This is a genomic window from Pseudomonas sp. EL_65y_Pfl2_R96 (genome assembly GCF_963970905.1).
In the GTDB taxonomy this organism is placed as follows: domain Bacteria; phylum Pseudomonadota; class Gammaproteobacteria; order Pseudomonadales; family Pseudomonadaceae; genus Aquipseudomonas.
This window is the reverse complement of record NZ_CAXAQH010000040.1, coordinates 19,548-37,536: the sequence shown is the minus strand read 5'-3', so window position 1 is coordinate 37,536 and position 17,989 is coordinate 19,548. Positions and strand designations below refer to the sequence as shown.

General features: G+C 51.5%; 16 protein-coding genes. All 16 read right to left on the bottom strand.

What is annotated here, in order from left to right; genetic code table 11:
• Nucleotides 1–5: 5 nt before the first annotated feature.
• The 16 genes from AACY49_RS27075 to AACY49_RS27000 all read right to left on the bottom strand — a co-directional run bounded on the left by AACY49_RS27075 (nt 6) and on the right by AACY49_RS27000 (nt 17,944).
• Entirely contained in the window at nt 6–773 is a 768-nt protein-coding gene (locus AACY49_RS27075; RefSeq protein ID WP_339527398.1) for a capsule biosynthesis GfcC family protein, read from the bottom strand.
• Entirely contained in the window at nt 770–1,429 is a 660-nt protein-coding gene (locus AACY49_RS27070; protein WP_339527397.1) for a YjbF family lipoprotein, read from the bottom strand. Before AACY49_RS27070 ends, AACY49_RS27075 begins: the two co-directional genes overlap by 4 nt.
• Nucleotides 1,430–1,443: 14 nt before the next feature.
• Nucleotides 1,444–2,556, bottom strand: coding sequence for a polysaccharide biosynthesis/export family protein (locus AACY49_RS27065; protein ID WP_258696605.1), 1,113 nt, complete (start codon nt 2,554–2,556; stop codon nt 1,444–1,446).
• An 86-nt stretch (nt 2,557–2,642) separates the two neighbouring features.
• Entirely contained in the window at nt 2,643–2,921 is a 279-nt protein-coding gene (locus tag AACY49_RS27060) for a hypothetical protein (RefSeq protein ID WP_339527396.1), read from the bottom strand.
• Nucleotides 2,922–3,351: 430 nt separating this feature from the next.
• Nucleotides 3,352–3,891 (bottom strand): dTDP-4-dehydrorhamnose 3,5-epimerase, encoded by a 540-nt coding sequence (rfbC, locus tag AACY49_RS27055; protein ID WP_339527395.1) that lies wholly within the window; start codon nt 3,889–3,891, stop codon nt 3,352–3,354.
• Nucleotides 3,888–4,766, bottom strand: a complete 879-nt coding sequence (rfbA, locus tag AACY49_RS27050) for a glucose-1-phosphate thymidylyltransferase RfbA (RefSeq protein ID WP_339527394.1) — start codon at nt 4,764–4,766, stop codon at nt 3,888–3,890. Before rfbA ends, rfbC begins: the two co-directional genes overlap by 4 nt.
• A 45-nt stretch (nt 4,767–4,811) precedes the next feature.
• Nucleotides 4,812–5,882 carry a dTDP-glucose 4,6-dehydratase gene (gene rfbB, locus AACY49_RS27045; protein WP_339527393.1) on the bottom strand — a complete coding sequence of 357 codons (1,071 nt, stop codon included), beginning with the start codon at nt 5,880–5,882 and terminating at the stop codon, nt 4,812–4,814.
• Between the two features lie 81 nt (nt 5,883–5,963).
• Nucleotides 5,964–7,367 carry a mannose-1-phosphate guanylyltransferase/mannose-6-phosphate isomerase gene (locus AACY49_RS27040; RefSeq protein WP_339527392.1) on the bottom strand — a complete coding sequence of 468 codons (1,404 nt, stop codon included), beginning with the start codon at nt 7,365–7,367 and terminating at the stop codon, nt 5,964–5,966.
• 53 nt (nt 7,368–7,420) lie between these two features.
• Entirely contained in the window at nt 7,421–8,527 is a 1,107-nt protein-coding gene (locus AACY49_RS27035; protein WP_258696611.1) for a DUF1972 domain-containing protein, read from the bottom strand.
• Nucleotides 8,520–9,665, bottom strand: a complete 1,146-nt coding sequence (locus tag AACY49_RS27030) for a glycosyltransferase family 4 protein (protein WP_339527391.1) — start codon at nt 9,663–9,665, stop codon at nt 8,520–8,522. Before AACY49_RS27030 ends, AACY49_RS27035 begins: the two co-directional genes overlap by 8 nt.
• A 20-nt stretch (nt 9,666–9,685) precedes the next feature.
• On the bottom strand, nt 9,686–10,750 hold the full coding sequence (locus tag AACY49_RS27025; protein WP_339527390.1) for a polysaccharide pyruvyl transferase family protein: 1,065 nt from the start codon (nt 10,748–10,750) through the stop codon (nt 9,686–9,688).
• Nucleotides 10,747–11,922, bottom strand: coding sequence for an oligosaccharide flippase family protein (locus tag AACY49_RS27020; protein ID WP_339527389.1), 1,176 nt, complete (start codon nt 11,920–11,922; stop codon nt 10,747–10,749). Before AACY49_RS27020 ends, AACY49_RS27025 begins: the two co-directional genes overlap by 4 nt.
• Before the next feature lie 20 nt (nt 11,923–11,942).
• A complete protein-coding gene (locus tag AACY49_RS27015; RefSeq protein ID WP_339527388.1) occupies nt 11,943–13,001 on the bottom strand; it encodes a glycoside hydrolase family 5 protein in 1,059 nt (352 codons plus the stop codon).
• Complete coding sequence (locus AACY49_RS27010; RefSeq protein WP_339527387.1) at nt 12,994–14,244, bottom strand: O-antigen ligase family protein; 1,251 nt, start codon at nt 14,242–14,244, stop codon at nt 12,994–12,996. The genes AACY49_RS27015 and AACY49_RS27010 overlap by 8 nt, the downstream gene beginning before the upstream one ends.
• Nucleotides 14,245–14,261: 17 nt before the next feature.
• Nucleotides 14,262–15,425: an acyltransferase family protein gene (locus tag AACY49_RS27005; RefSeq protein WP_339527386.1), complete on the bottom strand. Its 1,164-nt coding sequence runs from the start codon at nt 15,423–15,425 to the stop codon at nt 14,262–14,264.
• A 290-nt stretch (nt 15,426–15,715) separates the two neighbouring features.
• A complete protein-coding gene (locus AACY49_RS27000; protein ID WP_339527385.1) occupies nt 15,716–17,944 on the bottom strand; it encodes a polysaccharide biosynthesis tyrosine autokinase in 2,229 nt (742 codons plus the stop codon).
• Nucleotides 17,945–17,989: the final 45 nt, after the last annotated feature.

Below are 17,989 nucleotides of genomic sequence, written 5' to 3'. Positions count from 1 at the left end.
GCACTTCAAGGGGCCACCTCAGCCAGGGGTTGAGTGGCGAGAAACTCGGCCAGTTGTTGATTGAGCTCAGGGGTCGGCGTCTCGAGATCGTCGCTCCTGATTGGCACCAGGATCCTGCTGCCAGGAGCCGCCACGACGCCATCCTCACGATTCCATGCCGCCACGCCCACGCGCCGTACCTGGCCGTCGGGCTGGATCAGCCACAGATAATCGCGCTCGGCATCGTCGAGGATGGTGCAGTCCCGGGCATAAACACGCGCTTCCAGCAGGGCGCGGTAAGGCACCCGACAGGGCTGCGCGACCGCCCCCAGAATCTCTACGGTGGATGGCCGCTCGGGGTAAATCAGACGGTCGCCATCATCCAGTAGAGCGTTGCGGGCGAACCCCACCTCCACGGCGATCGGGTCGAGCACCGCGACCTGCCGTCCGGTGACCGACAGTTGCGCGACCTGCTCATACAGACGCGTACTCAACTCTGCTCGCGTGTTTTTGCCGTCGAGCAAGGCGCCCCGTTGCAGCAGCTTCAGATCGAACAGGACGCCCGCCTTCAAACGCGCCTGTTTGTCCACCAATGAACGGTGCAGCCAAGCCGCGCCCAGCCAGTAACTTTCGGCGTTGGGTTGGGCGACGCGAATAACGTCCAGCAAGCGTGCACCGGGTTTGACCTCGATGGGGCCGGGGCTGCGCACGTCACCGCTGACCGTGACGGCCGCCTGGCCCACGGCCGGGCCGATCAACAGCAGGCCAAGCAAGAAAAGGCTTGAACACTTCACCGGGCCGCTCCCCTGTCAGGGCGCACCTGCACGATGTTCAGAAACAGCTGCGGCGTCAGATGCTGCTCGCTGCGCAGGATGAAACCGTCCTGGGGGTCGACCCAGTAGCGGTTGGTGGCGTGGAAATTCAGGGTGGGTGCATCCACCTGCTCGTCGATGCGCAGCAAGGCGTATTCCTTGTCCAGAATGCTGATGGTCTCGATGCCGTGGGGGCTGAAACGGCTGTTGACCGCGATACCGATTCGGTTGCCGTCGTAGATGTCGATCCAGCGCGTGCTGGTATAACCGTCGGGCAAATACTGAAGGCCGCGCTTGAAGGGCGACTCATCATTGAAACGAGTGCCATCCAGTGAAACACCCAGCCCGACGGTACGTACCACCAGACCGTCGCGCATCATCAGCACTTGCTTGCCGGAAGCGACCCAGAACTGCAGGTCGCCCCGCCGACGAGCCATGGCCATCACCCCCTCGCTGGAGGGGGTGGTGACCAGGATCTGCGGATACGGCACGGCATCGACCTGAGCACGGGTCAAGTTGATGGAGGCAGGCCCCACGACGGATGTTTCGAGGGTGTCCCAGGAGGCCTTCATCAACGGGTTACACCCGCACAGCAAGAGCGCCATCGTCAGACTGGCGAAGGTAGGCAAATTTTTCACGGCGGGATTGAGCCTTATCTGCTGTTGGCTTCGCTGAGGTCATTAAGAGAGCTGGCACCGGTCCCGAGGACGGTGGCCGTAGGCAGAAGCTGGCTGATCAGACGGTTCCAGCGTGTCACGCCGGCCGGGCCGACATAGACGATGTCTTGCGGTTGCAAGTCAAAGCGGGTGGCCAGCACCAGGGCCGAAGGCGATTCGGCATCGAGCTGGAACACCTTGGCCGGTTCGGTTTCCAGGTGGTCCGCGCCGCGAATCACGTACACCGCATTGCCGTTGGAGGTGGTCTGGTTCAAGCCCCCCACCGTGCCCAGCGCATCGGTCAGGTTGATCGATTTGCTCTTGAAGCTCAGCGCGCGAGGCTGGTTGACCTCACCCATGACATAGATACGTTTTTGGTCGTTATAAGGCAGGTACAGCCGGTCGCCGCCCTTGAGGTAGACGCCCTGCAGCTGTGAGTCCTGCCGATTGAGGGTGTCCAGATCAAGCTTGTATTCACGCCCGTCCCGGGTCAGCGTCAGGCCCGACAGGTCGGCATTCGAGGGGTCCACACCGGCCGCGCCAACGGCCTCCACCACGCTCAGCGGGGTGGTGGTGATCGGCTGCTGGCCGGCTTTGAGCACCGCACCGGAAATCACCACGGTCTGGCTGGCGAAGCGCAATACGCTGACGTCGACCTGGGGGCTTTCGACAAATTGCGACAAGCGCTCGGCAATAAAGGCTCGCAACTCTTCGATGGTTTTACCGGCGGCCGGCACATTACCGATGTAGGGATAAAACAGCGTGCCGTCCGGACGAACCAGACGACCGTTGGCATCGATTTGCTGTTGCGGCCCCGAAGGCGCCGTCAACTCGGGGTGATCCCAGACCGTGATAAACAACAGGTCATTGGCACCCACGCGATAACCACCGGGCACATAGGACAACAACGCCGATGGCACCGATTCGCGAACCTGCGTGGCGGCATCCATGGCAATCAATTTAGGCGTGATGGGAATAAGCTCCACCCGGCTACTTTCCACAGAGCCGTCACTGACCATTTGACTGGTGTCCATGTGTTGACCAGGCGAAAACATACAGCCGTGCAAGCTGATACTTGCCAGCATAACAACAGATAATCTACGGATCATAATGGCACTACGCTAGTCGAGGGCAAGTCTAAAACAAGATCACCCAGAAAGTTCTGAGTGATCTTGAACAACATACTTCGCGGGGTTTAGTTGGTACCTGTCGTACCACCAGTACCGGTTGTGCCACCCGTTCCAGAGGTACCGCCATTGGAACTGCCGCCGGAGCTGGAGGCGGCCGCAGCAGCGCCGATAATGGCCGCGCCGACCACCACGGTTTCGGCGACCGTCACGTCCCCGACCAGCGGGGTATTCAAGGACAGTGGCTCGTCCAGTGCTTCGCTTGCCGTTTCACTCGGTGGTGCATCCGCCGCCAACGCCGCGGTGCTCATGACAGCCAGCAAGCTGGCAGTAAGTAGTTTCTTCATATCAGACTCCTTCTCGACATCAACTCTGCATTAGATTTGATACTAAGGGACCGGGAATGGAACAGCAGATGAATGAACTGACACTCGTAAGTTGAACGAGCCCGTTCATGCACATTGCCTCATTTGGAGGATGTCATTTATAGGGAGTGCGTGCCATACGCCGAATCTCGTCACATCCTCGGCAAAAGCGCTTGCGCGGGGCAAGGCTTATTGACAAATAAAGGCGATTTTCAAAGATATTCGCCACACAACAAGGCATTTTAAGTACAAACTTACGAGCGCGAGTCACTCACCCCAGGCGTCTATTGTTATTATTAGTCAGGATTCTCCCGACTTCTTATCCCGCAAGGTTCTACTGCGATTGGAAATTCAGGCTAAATAACATCAGGTCATCAATAGTTAATATTAACTATAGACCATTATTAATCCGTCATTCCCCGCTCAACAGCGTGCGCAAGCGCGGGTTGCGCAAGTCTTTTTCCGAGAGTTGAGGTGACTCCAAAGGCCAGGCAATGTCCAGGTCAGGATCACTCCAGAGCAGACCACCTTCGTCCTCGGGAAAATACAGATCGGTGCATTTGTATTGAAAATCGGCGGTTTCACTGAGCACACAAAAGCCGTGGGCATAACCTGGCGGCACCCATAGCTGAAGATGGTTGTCGGCGGTCAACTTGACCCCTACATGCTCGCCGCAAGTGGCCGATTCGGGATTGATATCCACCACCACGTCGTACACCGCCCCTTGGGAAACCCGCACCAACTTGCCCTGGGGCCGGGTCCGCTGGAAGTGCAAACCACGCAACACGCCATACTGCGAGCGCGAGTGATTGTCCTGGACGAAAGGCAACTCGATGCCGGCGTCGCGATAACGCTGCTGGTGATAACTCTCGAAAAAGAACCCGCGGCCATCGCCAAACACCTTGGGCTCGATAATCAGTACGCCAGGCAACCGGGTGTTGATGACATTCATATCGCAGGCTCCGTGCTCAGCACCCGTGCCAGGTATTGGCCGTAACCGGTTTTGCATAACGCCGTGGCTTGCTGATCCAGTTGTGCAGCCGACAACCAACCCTGGTGGTAGGCCACTTCCTCCAGACAGGCCACTTTCAAGCCCTGCCGCGCTTCGATGGTCTGGACGAAATGCCCGGCCTCCATCAATGAATCATGAGTCCCGGTGTCCAGCCAGGCAAAACCACGCCCCAGCACGCTCACGTGCAAATCCCCGCGCTGTAGATACGCGTTGTTCACATCAGTGATTTCAAGCTCGCCGCGGATCGAAGGCTTGACTTGCTTTGCAATGCTCACCACGTCTTTGTCGTAGAAATACAAGCCGGTGACGGCATAGTCGGACTTCGGGTGTTTAGGCTTCTCTTCGATCGAGATCGCCTTGCCGTTACTGTCGAACTCGACAACGCCAAAGCGCTCCGGGTCGCTGACTCGATAACCAAAGACAGTGGCACCACTGTGTCGTTGTGACGCTTCGCGCAACAAGGCGCTGAAACCATAACCGTAGAAAATGTTGTCGCCCAGAATCAGCGCCACATTGCTGTCGCCGATAAAGTGCTCGCCGATCAGAAAGGCCTGGGCCAGACCATCGGGAGAAGGTTGTTCGGCATAGCTGAGTTCAATGCCGAAAGAAGAACCGTCACCCAACAGGTTCTGGAAGTTGGGCAAGTCCTGCGGCGTGGAAATAATCAAGATCTCGCGAATGCCCGCCAGCATTAATACCGACAGCGGATAGTAAATCATCGGCTTGTCGTAGACCGGAAGCAGCTGTTTGGATACACCACGGGTAATGGGATGCAAGCGGGTGCCGGAGCCTCCCGCCAGAATGATGCCTTTCATATGAGGATTCCCTTCGAAACTTAATAGAGGCAGGGTTTGAATGTTTCAGCCGACGTGGCCAAGACGCTCCGACCGGTACTGGCCGTTGAGTATCCGTTCCCACCATCCTTGATGGTTCAGATACCACTGAACCGTTTTGCGTATGCCGCTCTCAAAGGTTTCCTGTGGTCGCCAACCGAGCTCACGCTCGATCTTGCCCGCATCGATGGCGTAACGAAGATCATGCCCCGGACGATCCTTGACGAAGGTAATCAGCTCGCGATAACGCGCGACGCCCGCAGGTTTATCGGGAGCCAACTCCTCGAGCAGATCGCACAGGGTTTGCACCACCTCAAGATTGGTTTTCTCGTTGTGGCCGCCGATGTTATAGGTTTCGCCAACCTCGCCACGGCGCACGACCTCGCATAAAGCGCGCGCATGATCTTCTACAAACAACCAGTCGCGAATCTGCAAGCCGTCGCCATAAACCGGCAGAGGCCGGCCGTGGATGGCATTCAGAATCACATGGGGAATCAACTTCTCGGGGAAGTGATAAGGGCCATAGTTGTTCGAGCAATTGGTCACCAGCACGGGCAGGCCATACGTACGCTGCCAGGCCCGAACCAGATGATCTGAACTGGCCTTGGAGGCCGAATAGGGTGAACTGGGCGCATAAGGCGTGGTTTCACTGAACAGGCTATCGGTGCCTTCCAGGTCGCCATACACCTCATCGGTGGAGATATGGTGGAAGCGAAAAGCCTGTTTGAGTTCTTCCGACAACCCGCTCCAATAACGCCGGGTCGCTTCGAGCAAGGTATAGGTGCCAACAATATTGGTCTGGATAAAGTCCGCAGGACCGTCGATGGAACGATCGACATGGGACTCTGCGGCCAGGTGCATGACTGCATCCGGTCGAAATACCGTGAATACCTGATCCAGTGCCTGAGCGTCGCAGATATCGACCTTGAAGAAGTGGTAGCGCGGCGACTCGTCGATGCTCGACAGGGAGTCGCAATTGCCTGCGTAGGTCAACTTGTCAACGTTCGCGACCCTGCAGGTGGTTTCACTTATCAGGTGGCGTACCACTGCTGATCCAATGAAACCGGACCCACCGGTTACGAGGATTTTTTTAAACATGAGTGGAGATCCTGACGGCGAAATGAAAGATTAAATCGGTGACCCGCACCGCTGTCGGCTAACCCAATGGATGACGGAGGTTCATGCCCTGCCGTATTTATCTTCAAACCGCACGATATCGTTCTCGCCCAAGTAGGAGCCGGACTGAACTTCGATCAGCTCAAGAGGAATGACACCCGGGTTCTCGAGCGCATGCACTTGACCGATCGGGATGTAAGTCGACTGATTCTCGGAGACCAGATAGGTCTGCTCACCGTTGGTCACTTTGGCCGTACCGCTAACGACGATCCAGTGCTCGGCGCGGTGGTGATGCATCTGCACAGACAGCTTCGCTCCCGGCTGCACCGTGATACGTTTCACTTGATACCGAGCGCCTTTATCTATCGAGTCATACATACCCCACGGGCGATAAACTTCTCTGTGGTTCGAGTACTCATGCCGATCGGATTGCTTGAGCCGTTCCACTACTTTTTTAACGTCTTGCACCTGATCCTTGCGGGCCACAAGAATGGCGTCGTTGGTTTCAACGATGACCAGTCCTTCAACGCCAATGGTCGCGATCAAGCGGCTGTTCGCATGAACATAGGTATTGAATGTGTTCTCGGCGAAGACATCCCCCTTGAGCACGTTACCGTCAGCATCTTTTGCAAAGGCATCGGCGAGCGCAGACCAGGAGCCAATGTCACTCCATCCGGCATTCATCGCGACCATCACCGCGTCGTCGGTCTTTTCCATTACCGCGTAGTCAATAGAGTCCTCGGGGCACGCAGAAAACAAAGCCCGATCCACCCGAGTGAAATTCAAATCCTGCGAACCGTTGCCCAAGGCCTCGATACAGGCAGACAAAATATCGGGCCGGAATTTTTGCAACTCTTCCAGATAACGGCTCGCGCGAAAAAGGAACATGCCGCTGTTCCAGAAGAAATTGTTCGTGAGCACGTACGCTTGAGCCGTCGCCAGATCGGGTTTCTCGACAAAACGGTTCACTCTGAAACCGCCACCGATATCGTCGCCCTTCTCAAGATAGCCATACCCCGTTTCAGGATAGGTGGGCACTATTGCGAAGGTCACTAACTTCCCTTCCATCGCCAACGGAAGCGCGACCCTGATGCTCTCTTGAAAAGCGTCGACATCTTTAATGGTGTGATCCGCCGGCAAAATCAGCAGCATCGGGTCTTGACCTTCGACCGTTGCCTGCAGCGCGGCCAACGCCACCGCTGGCGCCGTATTACGACCGACGGGCTCAAGCAGGATATTGGCATCTCCCATGCCCAGTTTTCGCAACTGTTCAGCGGCCAGAAACCGATGTTCTTCGTTGCAGATGAGCCTGGGGGGCTGTATCTCCAGCCCATCAAGTCTCTGAATGGTGGCCTGCAACAAAGAGAGATTGGTATCTATTAAAGACAAAAACTGCTTGGGGTTCAGTTGTCGCGAAAGCGGCCACAGGCGCGAGCCAGAACCTCCAGATAAAATAACCGGAATCATTTAGCACCTCATCGAAAAGTAACAGCCTGGATTAGATCGAAGTAATGGATGACTTATGAAGGTCGCCATTCAATGAAAAGCTGTTCATACGCACTCAACACTTTTTCCCACTTGAAACACTCGACAAATCTCGCGGCACCGACTTCTTTCATATCCGCAATTCTGTCTTCATCCGCCAGCCATTCATCCAACAGGCACGAAAGAGATTGTTTGTCCGAAAAGTAGGCTGCACCCTCACCCACGACCCAACGGTTAAATGGGTTATCGTGGGCAATAATTGCGCAGCCAGCGCCAAGCGCCTCGACCAAAGACGGGTTGGTTCCGCCAACACGATGACCGTGGAGATAGAAACGACTGAAATACCTGAGTGCCTGAACGATGTTCGAATCGTAGATGGCGCCAGGAAATATCACCTCATCACTTGCGGCGTCCATCACCTTCTTGTGATATTCGTTCGTGCTCGGCGTAAAGTTTCCAAGCACCACAAGTTTATGATTCCTGACCGAGGAACTAAACGCATCGACCATCTCGAAAAAAGAGTTTTCCGGTTCAGGCCTGGCAATAATAATAGAGAAGTTTTTCGGTTCCAGGCCGAAACCTGCCAACACTTCGACAGACGCCGTTTTCACTTCATCGCCACCATAGGGAATCATGGTGATCTTATCGGCACTGACTCGAGTGGCAAGGTGGTCTTTTATCTTCGGATGATCGGCGACCAGATGATTACCTATCCAGCAACCCAATCGCTCATTTATCCAGAACCAGGTCTTGGCAATCGCCCCCCACTTTTCTCTACGCCATTCAATGCCGTCCATATTGATTATATTGGTCTGGCCTTTCGCACGTTGCAGCAGATTAAAAATGGCGGTGTTATACCCCAACGTCAAAAACAAACCTTTTTCACTCAACGCATGACGCACAGCCTTGAAATCAAAAATAACAGTACCCAGCGCACCCTCTCTGGAGACCGGTATATGAACACGACGAATACCTTGCCATTCGGTTTCCGTTATGGCGCCACTGCCGCTTTCCTGGCAATAAACGGTAATTCTCCAACCCCTTTCCTTCAGGTAGACCGCCAGCTTTTCGGCAAATGTCTCGAAGCCGCCATGCTGTGCCGGAATGCCTCTTATCCCTAGAATCAACAAGTGCCTATTCATAAGTTTCAAATACCTTAATGTGCTGACGCGCTACGCGCGTCCAATCATGCTTTTCGATCATCGCGGCTCGAGCGTTCTGCGAAATGTCCTCTGCAGCATCTGAGCCCAGTGCTGCAAGTATTTGCCGAGCCAGATCCTGTGGGTCATCCGTTTCAAACAAAAAGCCATTTCGACTGTCATCCACAACTTCAACCATGGCGGGCAGACGTGAAGACACGGTAATACAGCCGTACGACATCGCCATTAGCAGTACGCCGCTTTGGTAGATCTTCTTATAGGGCAGGACCACGATATCGGCAGAGGAATAATAAAAGTCGACATCCTCGTCATTGATATAGCGAATATGTGGAATCACCACACCCGATATGTTTTTTGATTTTATTATGTCTTCATAGTGCTGAAACGAATCCTTCCATACTTTACCGGCGATGAGCAACACGGCATCAGGCTCAAGTTTCGACACAATCTCCATTGCACTCAAAAGAACATCCAGGCCCTTGACCTTTTTTATCTGACCAAAGAAGAGTATGAGCTTTTTATCGACGGGCAATGATAAGTGCTGGCGAGACAAAACGGTCTCTCGCCTTTTCACGAACGGAAGGTAGTTACCGTGAGGAATAATAGCTATCTTTTTATTGATACCCTGCGCGGAAATCACCGACCGTAATTCTTGCCGAGAGAACTCGTTATGAACAATAAACTCCTCCGGCGCTCGCAATATGGAAGTATGGGTTCTTGTCAGAGAACTCCCTGAAAACGATTCAACATCATGAATCGTGGCAACTATTTTTATCCCACTAAACTTCAACAGGTTGCACGTTATCAACTCGAGCAGCGAGTACTGAAAAAAATGCAAATGGCAAATTTTTCCGCCTTTCCTCTTTATATCAATGATGGATCTCGTCAACGCCGTGACGAACCTGGCGAGCCTGATAACTTTATTAGACTTACCGTAGACCCCTTTAAAGAACTTATTTATCGTGAAATTACTTGAGCTTTGCTCCTGCGATTCAGGGCAAGTGTAGAGATGTACAGTGGCGTTATTCAGAACCAATCCTTGCCCAAGGCCGGTGTTGTAATAATTCATTCCACCATGCCCTCCTACCGGTTCAATGATGAAATAATTCAAGTGACCCATGAGGAGAATCCTTATTCAGATCAATTTAACAACTGGTATATTTCGTGAACAGTCGATTGCGCCAGCTGTCTATGCGTGTTTTTTTCGCCCGCGGAACCGATTTTGTATTGAGGTACAAATCTGTTTATCGCCCCCCTGTGAATCAAACACTCATCGGTGTGCGTCTCAGCGGTAAACTTTTTATTCTTGTCTGAATAGTTATACAAAGAGAAGGGAGTCCCTACCGAATAAGCGACCACCGCAGGGTGCAACCGGGCACTGATCACATGCCTGGCATTTTTAATACAGTCGATGGACCGATCAATATCACTGCCTGGAATTTTAAATACCGAGAACCCGCAATCTTCCAACTCACGCTCGGCGTACAGCGATACGCCCGCATCAACTTCGGCGTCCGCATTCAGTACGCCGATCCTATTAACACCCAACGCTCTACACGCCTTTATTGAAACACCTAATAACTGCCTATAGATATCGCCACTGGATTGTTCGCCATATCCTTCAAGATCACGTAAGCACAAGATAATGTAATCATCCGCGCCCTCCAGATCACCCGCGCCCTCGACATCGCCTATATCAAGCGCATACGCCAAGTCCACAGATTGTTTTATTTTTCCGGAGCGCATCCACGGATTTATTTTTTTAACGGCTTGCAGCGAAGCCGAATCTCTTATGTAAAGCGCTTTAGCTATTAACGTTGCCAAAAACAAAATCAGCCGGGTTTTCAATTTTTTGTGGTTATCTACCCCAATGCCTGCATAGATAACATTCGCGCCGAACAAGCGGGCCAGCGCCATGTACTTGATCCCACCGGTACCCCCCTCATCCATGAAGCAAGTACCACCGCCCCAGATGATCGCAGAACTGTTTATTACCTTTCTGTAAGCGGCCAATGTGTTGGCCTTATTAAGTTCCACCACTCCCACATCATTATCGCTAATGAAGCTTTGCTTCCTGAGTGACTGACCATCCCCGTAAGTTAGTACGGTAAACACCGCACCTGGCTTCTTCAAAGACAGGAGTGACTTCAGCATCAGCAGATCACCAAAGTTATCCCCATAATAGCCGATAATAGAAACATTCATACTCGCATGCTCTTTCTATAAAGAATATAGTACGAAACCGCTATGAAGAACTCACTAGCCAAGATACTTGCACCAATGCCTTTTGCTTCAAATTGCATTAACAAAACAAACAAGCCGACCTGTAACGCCATCCCGATACTGGCGACCATTATCTTTTTACTCACCCACTCCTCGCTCAATAATGCAGCGCCAAAAGGTGTCGCGAAAAACCTGAACGGAATAGACAACGCCGCTATTTGCAACACCTGGGCCGCATAACCATATTCACCGCCAAACAGCAAATGAATAAGCTCTCGGGAGTAGAAACTCAAGCCACCCGCAAAAACAGCCCCCACGGCAAAGGAATACAATGAATGTTTTACAGGTATCGATTTTTCAGCACTTGAAAGCGCATGGTATTTCTTTATTAGATAGGTATTAAATACCGTATTAGGGGCTATATACAGCGCCGTGAGCAACGTATTACAAATCGCCAGATAGCCAGAATAGGTAGAGCCGTAGATCACCCCTAACAAGGAGATGGGAATTTGCAACTGAGCTATATTCAGGGCGCCATTCAACGAGTATTTAATGGAGTCTTTCAAAAAGTCTCGAATTTTCACACCTGCTTTTTTTCCGTGCCGTGTTATCAAGGCGACACACAACATCAGGCAAAGAATGTTAGCCGCCCCCAAGGCTGCCGCGGCGGTGGTAAAATTCGGGACCATCGAATAGAAAATTGCCGCAACCAACAATATCCTTGAAAGCGGCACCACTACCTGGCCAAACGAGATCCGCAGGGGACTGCTCTTGAGCTGACCTTGAGTGATCACGATCGCCTGAGAAGACAGTGCTACAACACCTGTCGCCAGCAAGACCGACTCCAGAAGACCTATGCCTGCTCCATACAACAGCGCCATGCTGATGACATAAGCGCCCAGTGTATTGAGCAACAGGCAAACATAGGCAATTTGCATATACCCGGTATATTCGGACGGAGCCCGGCTGACACGCCTCAACAACAAACTATTTATGCCGCTGAACGCCAGCGCTCCCAGCGTGATGGTAATCGCATTGGAAAATGATATAAGGCCAAAGCTGGCGGCGTCCAAAGTCCTGCTGAGCAGAACTTGAAGTAAAAAAGTCGCACCCGCGGCGCCAAACGATGAGATCAACAGTTGAATTGCTTTCAAGTAAAGTGTCCTGCTCGCGATTAGTCAGCGGCCTGAAATCGATCGTTTAATCTAAAGTGCGCCTTCAACAGCAAGTATTTCTTGGATGCGCCGTCCGGGGCCAAACCTCTTTTTGTCAGCGACAGTTCGGGGTTCCAGATGTCTGCCTCTTTATAAGAGTGATAAAACCAGCTCCAGCCGTTGCGCTCAAACAGATCAAGCAATGTATTCATGTACAGTTCAGAATCATCCACCGGACTATAATTCGACACACTGAACTCACCCACTATCACCGGCCCCGGGTGATTTAAAATCCGAGACAGTGTTTTTCTGAAATACAACCTCAAGCTCTTTTCACTTCTAAGCAAAAATGGCAGGCGTTGATTGACAGGAAACTGATGAACACCCTGATGAGTGAAATCCCCTGGATCATAATAGTGCAGGCTGCCAACGACTGTTTTGTCATCAATCAGGTGAGTGATCTCACTCCAGTTGGAGCGCTGCCCGTTAGGAATTCCATTCGGTTGAATGGTGATGCGGGGCTGGATCAATACCAGTTTACCTGGCGAAATCTTCAAGATTGTTTCTGATACCTGTTTTAGAAAACCTAGGTAGTTCGAAAGGTCAGCCTGCGCCGGTTCGTTCACAATGTCATAACCAATGACCATGCTTTCGTCTTTCAACTTCTCGGCCAGTTGCGCATAGCTCTTGATCAGCTCACTCATCAAGTCGGTATTACGCCAATATTCGTCGCCTATCGAACCCGAGTATTTTTTGACATTGCCAGGAAAAGTATGAATATCGATCAGAATCAGAATATTGTATTTCTTTGCATACCGAATATAGTTATCAAGTACAGCGATTGCCGCACTGTCCAACCCACCCCTCTCATCAAACAATGGATGTGATGCAAACGCCACACGCACCGCATTGACATTCAGATCATCCAAGCTTTTAAAGTCCCGCTCACTTAAATTCAAATCGACGTTGAATCCTCGTAACGGCATGCCCGCCTTATAATCCAGAGCACTTCGAGTCGATGCCGAGACGTTAAAAGCAACCGCCAAAAGCATGACACACAGGAAAACTCGTCTAAGCATGTCGTTTCGCTCTGTCATTAAGGGCGCAAATGATTCCAAAATTGATCCAGATGATTGCCTGTATGCTATCCGCCCGGAATGACCAACCCTGGATACCGGTTATTAATATCGCGATAATAGAGACCAGCGCGGCCGCCGAGGCATTACTTACAGAAACATCACCTGCCCTTTTGATCGTATTCTTATGAACTTTGTAAATTCCATATATAAGAGCCAAATAACTAATAATCCCTATCAGTCCTGTCTCGGCCATGACCAGCAAATACATATTGTGAGCCGGGTACCTGAAGCTTTTAGATGCACCGAACTCATCGTACTGTTCCATGACATCTACAAAATTATTCCACCCCACACCGATGAGTGGATGTTCTACAAACATATTGAGCGCAATTTTTGCCAAAATCAGCCTTGAGGTCGTACTCGACTCAGGTGCATCAAAAAATCGTGCGTAGAGGTTTTCCAGGTTATAAATGGCACCTGCCATAATCACCAAAGAAAAAATCACAGAGGTATAAATGATTTTTTTGTTTCTTAGAATCGAGCTGCCATTCGGACGCTTAAAATAGAAAAGGCAAAGCCCTACAACAAAAAAGTACAATACAATTTGAGTTCTTGAGTAGGTCAAGCAAATAACCACAAAGCCTGCTGCAATTGCACCGATATACAGCAGCCGGCCCTTTCCATTTACCGCGCCATAGACACAGAACGGTAATAACAGCACCGTAAACAGAGACAGCAACGCCGGGTGTCTTAATGTACCCGTGACCCGGGTGATTCCATTTTCTACGAAAAGTTCTTTAACTTGCTGGGCATCTTCCGTGACATCGCCGGTTGCCAGTTGATACGCCGCATACAATGTTTCGAAGAGTATCAATAACGCGGCAACCCTGGTGAACTTCTCCATGGACTTGCCATCCTGGAAAACCGATCTCACCACAAGAAACAGTACGATGATCTTCCAGTGCCTTAAAATTTCATACACGGTAAAGCTTACCGCTTCCGAATTAATGATCGACACGGAGGACAACACGACAAAAAATATTGCCATCGCCGTTATGCGGTCAATTTTGATTTTTTCCAGATTGATTTGTTTACTGAAAAAAATGATGGAAACCAGTATCAGAAATAGAAAAATATCGTAGGGTGCTATGGAAAGCTCCGCGCCCCCCAGGTGTATATCAGCCCCCGTCAATCGATATCTCAGGTTGAAGGCCGTCGCTACGAGAAGCAACGGAAACAGCATATAGTTGACGAGGACCCTTACTGGCATTTTAGTTCTCGAGAATAGACTGACGTGGCTATTCTTTTACCGATATCAATAAAGGGCGTCTCGATATACCGATGAATCACCGATGAAGCCGCATAAGTGAAGACTATTGATAGCGCGATGAAGAGCGCAACCAAGTCACTGCTCAGATAACCGAACGCTCTCGCGACAATCATCACGGCGTCGATAATCAGGATATGAATCAAATACGTGGAGTACGACAGCACACCCAGTTTGACCAGCATCTTGTTCCTGAGTGGGGCTTTAGACAACTCCAGCATTCTGGTGATCAACGGCTGCCTGAATCGGCCGTTCAATTTGAACACGATCGCCAATACTGACCATAAAGTGATAGACGCAAAATTGGCAAGGGATCGGCTAATAAGACCTATCCCCAAGACGATGACAATGATCAAAAGTCCATTCTTCAGTTCGTCCTCGCCACGGCGAATCAAATCGTGGGTTAACATACCAATAATGAAAACAGGTAATTTTATAAGGATGAAGCTGCCGTAAGAGAATGTCAGGCCAGAGTGAGTCAGAAGCAGCAGCGCAAGCAAACTTGACGCCACAAGCAGTTCTTTCCCGCGTTTCAGCAAAAAGCCCCCCACTAACAACGGCGCAATCAGATAAAACTGCCACTCCAGTGTCAGGCTCCACGCTGGCGCTAAAAAGGCATCTCCTGCATGGGGCAGGACCTGGTCCGGAATCAGCCCCTGAAGCAACATTAAACAAGGCATCAAGTAAGCGGCCACATTGTCACTGATGGTCGACCAATAGTTTTCAACCGCTGCTAATTGCCCAGGGGTGTTCCATGGCATCTCCATGCGAACACTCATCCTCTCATTAAACAACAAGGCAGCCAGGAACATGGCAAGCAGATAAATCGGAATGATTCTGAAAGCGCGCCGAACAATATAGGGTTTATAGTCGCTACTTTTCCCGTTCAGGGCTTTGGCGATAAAAAAGCCGCTTAGACAAATAAAAATATCGACTGGAATAGCCGTGGCCAACAACACTTCATTGATGATAGGAGGTACGTTGCCTATCGCCTGACGAAAGCAGGAATACAGGTGTCCAAAAACGACCCACCACGCCATCAACCCTCGAATCGATTCCAGCTCTACGTAGAATCCCTGTTTATTTGCCATGGCCATCTTTTTCTCAACTATCCATCAGGAGGAGTCACTTGGAACTGCACACCCATTACTTGCCAATCAGCTCAATCCGAGAAACAGGCTTTTCTTCAGACTTTTTTCGAAAAAACCACGCTACCGCCCCAGGATTTATAGTCAATTTCCTGAGAACACGATGTATTTTTTGTCGGGCAACATGGGTATCAGCTCGTTACCCCTGCCACCCGGGTGGGGTGTCAGGTGCTGATACCTCACACAATCAAAACAACTCAAAAAACCGGAAAGATTTACGGACCCGGGCCGCACTCGATTTAACTATTATCCGATTGATACTCGTAGTTGTAATAACCGTAAGCACCGTACCCGTATTTTGCCGAAGCGCGTTTTTCTACCCCATTGAAAATGGCGCCTCTCAACTCGATGCCGTTTTGCGCGAACCGGCGAATGGTCAGTTCTATTTCTCTGGAGGGATTAAAACCGAAGCGCGCAACAATCAAGTTTGTACCTGACTGTCTGCCGACAATCGCCGCATCGGTCACTGCCAATAACGGAGGGGTATCCAGGATGACCAAGTCATACATTTCGCTGACCTGCGACAGCAGCTCAGTGAAGTTTTGATGCATTAACAGTTCCGAAGGGTTGGGCGGTATCTGACCGCGGCTGATGAAGTCGAAATTGTCGATGTCTGTTTTGTGGATCGCGGTTTTCAGATCGCAGCGTTTGGCCAAGACATCGGAAAGCCCGTTGGTGCTGTGGGAATTCATGACTTTGTGGATATAGCCTTTACGCATATCGACGTCGATCAGCAAGACTCGCTGCCCTGTTTGGGCGATCACGGCTGCCAGATTGACCGATACGAAGGTTTTACCGACTTGCGGGCTAGGGCCGGAAATCATCAGACGATTGTTGTCAGCTTCATGCATCGCGAAATGCAGGCTGGTGCGCAAACTGCGAAGCGCTTCAATAGCCAGGTCGGTAGGGTGGTTAACGGCCAGCACCGATTGGCTGCTGCCGGAACGCTTCCCTCCACGCGTACTTTTTTCATCTGCATTTTTTTGCAGCATGCTGTAGGGAATGGAGGCGTATACCGGGAGCCCAAGCTGCTCAATGGCTTCCGGGCTTTCCAGCCCGCGATTCAAGGCCTTGCGCAGCAGAACCAGCAACACGGCCAGGAACCCACCAAGAAAGGTGGCAATCAGAACAATGAGGATTTTTTTGGGTTTGATCGGCTTGATCAGGTTCACATCCGCCGTATCGATCAAACGCACGTTGCCCACCGTCCCGGCGCGCATGACATCGAGCTCCTGGGACTTATTCAGCAGCTGGGTATAGATCGCCGTACCCACTTCGACGTCACGAGTCAGGCTGAGCAGTTCTTGCTGGGTCGAGGGAAGGTCCTGGACCTTCTCGGCCAGACGCTGTTGTTTGCTGCTCAGTTCAGCAATCTGAGCGAGCAGCGCACGGTAGGCCGGGTGTTGACGGGTGAACTTTCTATCCATCTCGGCTTGCTGGAGTTTTAGCTGAGAGATAGCCGTGTCCAACGATACAATCTGGTCCAGGATCGCTTTGGTTTCCAGGCTGATGTCCACGGACTTGGTGCGCGTCTGGTACGAATTGAGCGCGTTGCCGGCCTTCTCCAGATCATTCTTGACCTGGGGCAGCTGTTCTTTCAAAAACTCCAGACTTTGCTCGGCCTCGGCAGAAGTCCGTTGTACGTTCTGCTCGACGTAGAGTTCGGAAATCTTATTGAGGATTTTTACCGCCAATTCCGGCTCGGTACTTTCCAGCGCCAACCCGATGATGCCCGACTCTTTCCCACGCTCGATGACATCCAGTGCTTCCTGATAATCCAGAATACTGGTCAACCGTGGTTTGCGGACGATACGAAACCGGGTTCCGGGGTTGGCCCGCAACTCTTCGACAAGCAATTTAACGCCGCGTTGATCGACAACCTCTCCCACCTGCCCTTCAACCAAAAGTTCGTCACTTTCATTGAACAGCTGGAAAGCCCCGTTTTCACCGGCAATGAAGGTCAGTTTTTTGGCTAACTTATCTTGTGGCAGCTCAAGGCGAGCTATTTTTAACGACTCGCCACCCCAGGCGTAACCCGTCATACCCAACCATGGACTGGCGACTTCATCCGGGCTAGCATTTTTAAAACGACGCGCAATGAACTCACCGATAATGGGGAAGTAACTGGGCTCTACGATAATGGCCAGTTTCAACTCATCGACTGTCTTGCCAATCACCGCACGAGACTTGATCAGCTCGATCTCAGTCGCGGAAGGCGACTCTTTCCCCAACATGCTGCTGACATCGGAGAAGCCCAGCAAGTCGTTCTTTTTCGCTTCAACCTGCAGCAGCGCGTTCGCCTGATATACCGGGGTCGCCAGCACCGCGTACGCGGCACCGGTCACCATGAAGGCACCGGTAATCGCGGCAATCAGCCATTTATGGTCGATGAGTGTTCCAAACAAGCCGAGAAGATCAATCTCGTCATTGTCGTCGTCCCGCACGTTGACTACCGGTGCTTGCTGCATAAGTCGGATTCTTTGCCTTGATTACGATTCAAAAAGGAGTGGCCA